The 6,354-nt window shown below is 40.6% G+C and carries 5 protein-coding genes; 3 read left to right on the forward strand and 2 right to left on the reverse strand.

Features of this window, described 5'->3' with window-relative positions:
• Window positions 1-237: 237 nt before the first annotated feature.
• Window positions 238-507, forward strand: coding sequence for a response regulator (locus DM397_RS00740; RefSeq protein ID WP_111375734.1), 270 nt, complete (start codon window positions 238-240; stop codon window positions 505-507).
• Between the two features lie 612 nt (window positions 508-1,119).
• Here the strand turns inward: DM397_RS00740 and DM397_RS00750 are convergent.
• Window positions 1,120-2,628, reverse strand: coding sequence for a PAS domain-containing sensor histidine kinase (locus DM397_RS00750; RefSeq protein ID WP_111375736.1), 1,509 nt, complete (start codon window positions 2,626-2,628; stop codon window positions 1,120-1,122).
• Window positions 2,629-3,053: 425 nt separating this feature from the next.
• Window positions 3,054-3,449 carry a PcfJ domain-containing protein gene (locus DM397_RS00755; RefSeq protein WP_111375737.1) on the reverse strand — a complete coding sequence of 132 codons (396 nt, stop codon included), beginning with the start codon at window positions 3,447-3,449 and terminating at the stop codon, window positions 3,054-3,056.
• A gap of 549 nt (window positions 3,450-3,998) precedes the next feature.
• Between DM397_RS00755 and DM397_RS00760 the strand changes: the two genes are divergently transcribed.
• Both DM397_RS00760 and DM397_RS00765 read left to right on the forward strand, forming a co-directional pair.
• Window positions 3,999-4,451: an Hsp20/alpha crystallin family protein gene (locus DM397_RS00760; RefSeq protein WP_111375738.1), complete on the forward strand. Its 453-nt coding sequence runs from the start codon at window positions 3,999-4,001 to the stop codon at window positions 4,449-4,451.
• Between the two features lie 81 nt (window positions 4,452-4,532).
• Window positions 4,533-5,699 carry a cation:proton antiporter domain-containing protein gene (locus DM397_RS00765; RefSeq protein WP_111375739.1) on the forward strand — a complete coding sequence of 389 codons (1,167 nt, stop codon included), beginning with the start codon at window positions 4,533-4,535 and terminating at the stop codon, window positions 5,697-5,699.
• Window positions 5,700-6,354 lie beyond the last annotated feature (655 nt).

The following is a 6,354-nucleotide window of genomic DNA, read 5'->3' on the forward strand; positions in this document are numbered from 1 at the left end:
GGATTTTCTGCTTTCAAAAACTCTTTGGGCCATGATTTTGCCACAAAATTATACGAGGCAAAAATCTTTAAAAAACTGCCTTGGCTTTTTTGACGCAAATTGAAGGCAGCTCCAATAAATGCGGTGTCCTGCCGTAAAGATCTATAGGCTGAAAATTATTTATCTTAAAATTATGGAGTGACTGAAATCTTTTTGGCATTTATGCACTACATTTGATAAGCACATAACCGATTCAAGATGATAAGTTCAGAGAATTCCCGCCCCTCCGCTGAAGGGATGAATGAAAAAGAGCCAGTAAAGATTATACTGGCCGAGGATGATAAGGACGATCAGGAATTATTCATCGATGCCCTGGATGAGGCCCAGGTCCCTTCAGAGGTAACCACCGTTGAAAACGGGCAGCAGCTCATGGACAGCCTCAGAGACAAATCCCAGCCAGATCCCGATATTATTTTTATAGATGTCAATATGCCCGTTAAGGGGGCAAGCAGGCGCTGGAAGAAATAAAGGGCGATAAAGAGCTAAAGGATATTCCTGCCGTTATGCTCTCCACCTGGAATCATCCTTTGGATATTGAAGAGAGCTTTGAAAAGGGGGCGGATCTTTATGTCCAGAAGCCCAATTCTTTTGCAGGCTTTGTGATGGTGATAAAGAAAGTCTTCTTTCTGCACTGGGCAAAGGCTTTATTGAGGCCAGCCATAAATTTATTTTTTGTTTCGGAAAAGAATACCTCTGAGGGTGACTTCTAAGGCCTCTTGACTGCGTTATCAGTCTATTTTTGCCCTTGTTATGCCGCTCTAGACATTTTTCCATTTTCTCAAGCAGCTGGATTTTCTCTGGATCCCCTGAGTGGTCGGAAAGCGCGGTGATGGTTCTCTAGTAATTGAATCTTTTATCTTCGAAAAGGCAGGTGAATTTCGGAAACTCGCTGTGGGATACCATCCAGGTGTTCTTTCCTGCATTTTCAATTTTAAATTTTTTCATTTCCGTCATCTTTTTAATCTCTGCAAACAATCAGGCGTGAATGCGTCTGGGCTGTTTTTGCCGCTCAGTTTTAAACTGCAAAAATAGAATATTATTGCAGGTGATGGATAGTAAATAATGCAAAATATTTGGATTTTATATGGTATTTGCTTTCTGTTCTAAAGGCAGGGTAACGGTAAATTCCGCCCCATTGCCCTTTTCTCCGGCAGCAGTTATTTTTCCATTATGCCTTTCGGCAATTTTTCTGCACAGTGCCAGACCAAGTCCATTTCCCTCGTACTGGTCTTTGGAGTGCAGCCTTTCAAATGCCGTAAAGATCTTTTCAGCGAACTGGTCATCGATTCCAATGCCATTATCCTTTATTTTTATCTGCACAAAATCTTCCCCGCCAATATGGATTGTCCTGTTTGTTATGATCACCCTGGGCGGCTGGTCCGCTTTTGAAAATTTTAAGGCATTTTGCAGGAGGTTATAGAAAAGCTGGCTGATTAGAATCGGCGCTCCCTGAATCTGCGGCAGGTCAGAAGCAATTAAAACAGCGCCTTTTTCTTTTATGACCAGCTCCAGATCTATTTTTATATTTTCAATAACCTCATTGAGATTGATGGCTTCGATATGCTGCAGGGTTTTATCAACAGTCGAATAAGCCAGGATCCCTTCAATAATAGTTTCCATTCTTTGGGCGGACTGGGCTATTTTACGAAGGTATTTTTCAGATTTGCCATTGGCGCTGCCTTCTATATCATCTCTTAATAGGGTATTGAAAATTTTAATTTTTCGCAGCGGTTCGCGAAGGTCATGGCTCACCACGCTGGCAAAATGCATAAGGTCTCTGTTGGAGCGGTTGAGTTCATTTGTGCGGCTTTCGACCTGCTTTTTTAATTCTTCCTGAAATTCTCTGTGCTCATGGATATCCTGGACAATGCCAATTATGGTTTTTGGGCTGCCATGATCATCCTTGATAATCCTGCCGTTGATTTTAGCCCAGCGGTGTGGGCGGCCATCATTTAAAATTCGGGCTTCGTAACATATTTTTCCAGTTGTTGCGGCTTCTTTATGCGCTTTTTCTCGCGCCGGGAGGTCATCTGGATGCAGTTTTGCAATTAAGTCTTCTTTGGTGGCATCCCCTGAAATGGAACATATGGCATCGAAGCTTCCCGATGTTTTGATTTTTTTTGTGGCAAGGTCTATTTCGTAGCTCCCTATGCCTGAACTCTCAATGGCCATATTAAGTTTTTCATTGGAGTGCTGCACTTCCTGTTTGGCAAGCTGCAGATCCGTCACATTAGTGCCCGTATTAAGTACGCCGTATACTTCTCCGTTCTGATCAAAGAGGGGTATAAAGCTATAATTGAAGTAATGTTCAGTCATCACGCCGTCTATCACCAGATCTACTTTTTTGGCTGCGGCATGAAAGGCGGTACCGGTTTTAAGCACGCCTAGCGCCTCATCGAGAATCTGCTGCTTTTCAATTTCTGGAACAACCTCAAGGTAGGTTTTTCCAATAACATCATTCCCTTTTCCATAGGTTTTGATCATAGCGGCATTGGCCAGTCCAATTTTAAGATTATCTCCCACATATACCCCTACGGGCATTGGAATAGCGTCAATTATACTTTGCAGGAGCCTTGGATTGTGGTGCATAGCGGTAAGGTTTAATTAGTGAAGTTCTTAGGGCGAAGCTATTGCTATTTAAAAATTTAATGTTATATTATCTTAATGAAGTGTTTCATAATTTTAGGTATTCATTTTTAGATTTTTGTTCAGCAAATAGAGTTACCGGTATGCTATAAAAATTATGAACATGCGGTTTTTGCCTCTGCCAGCATATTTTCAAATTGGGATGATAAGCAGACTTATATATTGAAACTGAAATTAATTTCTGAACTTCCTGTAAAGCCTTTATGCTGTGTGAGCCCGAGATAATGGGATAATCTGAAAACTGCCAAGCGGAGAAACCGAAATATCTTCGGTTTTTCCGCTTTTATGCTTTTTTCCTTTTTCTGTTTTTTGGAGAGTGGATTTGCTGTGTCTTCTGCGCGTAAAAAAAGCCGATGGAAATAGCGGCTTTATGCAGTTACAGATTTTGCTTTTCCTTCTCCCAGACGTTCTTTTATCTGATATGAATTTTTAGAGAGCAGGCTCATAATCTGCTTATGATGTTTGGAGGGCTTGTTTTTTAATCCGCTGGATTGCAGGATTTCCATTCTAGAGAGTGAGATTTCGATGGTTTCGACGGATTTGTCTTCGACCTTAGCGGAGAGTATCAGCGAATCCTTTCTATCGTAATACTCGTTGGTGAATACGCAATGCCACAAATTGTCGCCTTCCCGCATAAAATCCTTTACTTCTTCTATAACGGAAATGCTCAGTTCCCCAGTTTGAAGAGAAAATCCATTCCATACTGGCTGAAGCAAAAGAAAAAATGGAAAGAAAATATCTGTCAGAATAAATTTTAAATGCAATCATCTTCAAAGTGCAGACAAAATTGGGAGCACAAGATTTATTTTTCTTGAAGGGCTGTTTTCAATTGGCTTATCAGATAGATAAACTTAAAAATAATAGATGATGGGAGAACATAAAATGATACCGACCCAAAAAAAGATTATAGGGGCAATGGATAAAGTTTCTGGAAAATTAATTGAGTTTAAAAGGAAGAATAACATTGATTTAGTGGTTATGAAAGATGGTTGAAATCTTAAGGATAAAAGCCCGTTTTTTATAAAGTATTATTTTCAATAGCAGTTAAAAGCTCTCAATAATGAGGGCTTTTTTATTTATTTATTTATTTATTTATTTATTCTTTCTTTCTTTCTTTCTTTCTTTCTTTCTTTCTTTCTTTCTTTCTTTCTTTCTTTCTTTCTAAAGCTATGGTAAAACTGACATTTTTTCGCCCATGAAAACTGAAAAAATGTCATTTTTTTTCTCTGGCATAATTTTGGTTTTTTTGTGACTGGCACTGCAAAGGCAGTGTATGTTCAAAAATATTGTATAACAATTAAAAGTAAAATGTTATGAATCTTATCAAAAGAAATGCAAACCAGCATCGTGGCTTGCCGCATACGTTTTTTGATGACGTTTTTGGCCGCGAGCTTTTCAATTGGGAAAACAAAAATTTTTCTACAACAAGCACCACCCTGCCATCGGTAAACATCAGAGAGACTGCAGAACATTTTGAAGTCGAAGTGGCCGCTCCCGGCCTGGAGAAAGCCGATTTCAAAGTTACCCTTGACGGAAACCTGCTGACTATTTCTTCGGAAAAGGAAAATAAGCAGACCATCGGGCAGGAGAATTTTACCCGCAGGGAATTCAGCTACCAGTCGTTCCAGAGAAGTTTTGAGCTGCCTAAAAATGTGGTGGACGAAGAAAAGATAAGCGCCCGCTATGTGAATGGCCTGCTTCATCTGTCCATACCCAAAAAAGAGCAAGCGAAGCAGAAGCCGCCTAGAATGATTGAAATCGCCTAATTTCTAATCGATTATTTTACCTTTTTTTTATTTTAAAGCTGCCCTACGGGGCAGCTTTAATCATTGCAAAAAGCTATAATCATGTTTTCGGACTTATTTTCTGCCCTGGCTGTGCTCTGCTTTGCTGTGCTGTTCCTGATACTGGTGCTGCGCCGCTTCAGACAGCCGTATTTTATTGCCTATATAGCTGCGGGCGTGCTTTTGGGGCCAAAACTGCTGAATACAATTCCTGATACGGCAGTGGTCGCGGAATTGGGCGAAATCGGCATTGTTCTTCTGATGTTTTCCATTGGTACCGAGATAGACCTGCACCATTTAAGCCAGCATTTCTGCAGGCCCTTTGCAATAGCGCTGGTCCAGATCCTCTTAAGCGCCTTATGCATGTATGCCTTGGGAATGCAGTTGGGATGGCCAGCCAGTAGGATTATGTTATTATCTTTTATCATAAGCCTCAGCAGTTCGGCTATTGTATTTCAGTATTTGCAGAGAACCGGTGAGATTAAAAGCCAATTGGGGATTATAACATGCGGTGTGCTGCTGATGCAGGACATACTGGTTGTGCCAATGGTTTTATCGCTAAATTTTATTTCAGGCAGCAATACATCTTTTTTTGAGCTTGTCAAGGTCTGCATAGGCGGCATGCTCATACTGCTTTTTTTGCGGTCAGCCATCAAGAGAAGGATTTTTAATATTCCCATGAGAAGAGAGCTTATTGCCGACCATGATCTGCAGGTATTCATCGGCTTCTGCATATGTTTTGGGATGGCTTGGGTTAGTTTCTGGTTTGGGCTCTCGCCAGCCTTTGGAGCCTTTGCGGCAGGAATTGTGATCGGGCAGGATAAGGCAACGCGCTGGCTTGGAAAATCGCTGATTCCATTTAGGGTCTTTTTTATGGCATTTTTTTTTCTGGCCATAGGACTGCAGCTTGACGTTGTTTTTTTTTCAGCCAATGCCGGCACAATTGTCTTGGTGGCTGTAAGCGTTTTGATTATCAATAGCTTGGCCAATAGCCTGCTTTTTAAGCTAAGCGGAAACAGCTGGAGGGACAGCATATATGCCGGTGCGCTATTGTCGCAGATTGGCGAATTCAGCTTTGTGCTGCTTACGCTTGCCGCTTCTCTTGGGCTGGTTGGAGATTATATGCATCAGATTACTCTTGCAGTGATTACCTCCACCATGCTTTTGTCAAGCGTCTGGCTAGCCATCATACAGAAGCTGATCTATAAGCTGCCGGCCCAAGAGGACTGAACTGGTCCGCTGATTAATGGCTCAAACCTCTTTAGGATTTCAGGACAGCATTGCGATAAAGCCTGAAAGCTCTCAGAAATGAGGGCTTTTTTTATTTTTAGTTAGTTATCTTTTTTTTTGATTTGGTTTAATTGTTTTCAAATTTGTTTGTTTGCTTTTGGCTGGCGAAAGAGAATTGGTTTGGAGCGGCTTGTAACTTTAATAAAATCTAATAGAATTAATGGCATTATCTTGAGACGGGAATTTTGAAAGACTTTCTAAGCTTTCGGCCAGAGTCTTATTGGCTTGTGACCGCACGTTCGAAAGAGAGCAGGATTCGAACTTGAAGCTTGAAACCCGTATTTATCCTGCGTTTATAATTTTTACAAATTTGAATGCCACGATTTTGCGATGAAAATAAAATCGTTAAAATTTAATGTTTAGCTTATTGTTTTTCCAGGTGTTTGGCTTGTTTTCGGCTGTTTTTCTTTATGCTGCTGATAGAAGTGTTTTATTTGTTAGATTGATTGATTTGCCCTGTTCTTTTATTTGTATGGTATTTCAAAATAGTCGAGAACCGATTTGTAATTATCTTGCGAAGTAAGGCAGTTATCCATCAGATATTCTTTTACATTAGTCCATTCCTGGAGCCCTCTGTAATAGAAAAGCTTAAGCT

The organism is Flavobacterium nitrogenifigens (assembly GCF_003254565.1).
GTDB lineage: Bacteria > Bacteroidota > Bacteroidia > Flavobacteriales > Flavobacteriaceae > Flavobacterium > Flavobacterium nitrogenifigens.

Coding starts and splice junctions, on each gene's coding strand:
- DM397_RS00750 (WP_111375736.1), bottom strand. CDS start 2,628: ATGCACCACAATCCAAGGCTCCTGCAAAGTATAATTGACGCTATTCCA.
- DM397_RS00740 (WP_111375734.1), top strand. CDS start 238: ATGATAAGTTCAGAGAATTCCCGCCCCTCCGCTGAAGGGATGAATGAA.
- DM397_RS00765 (WP_111375739.1), top strand. CDS start 4,533: ATGTTTTCGGACTTATTTTCTGCCCTGGCTGTGCTCTGCTTTGCTGTG.
- DM397_RS00760 (WP_111375738.1), top strand. CDS start 3,999: ATGAATCTTATCAAAAGAAATGCAAACCAGCATCGTGGCTTGCCGCAT.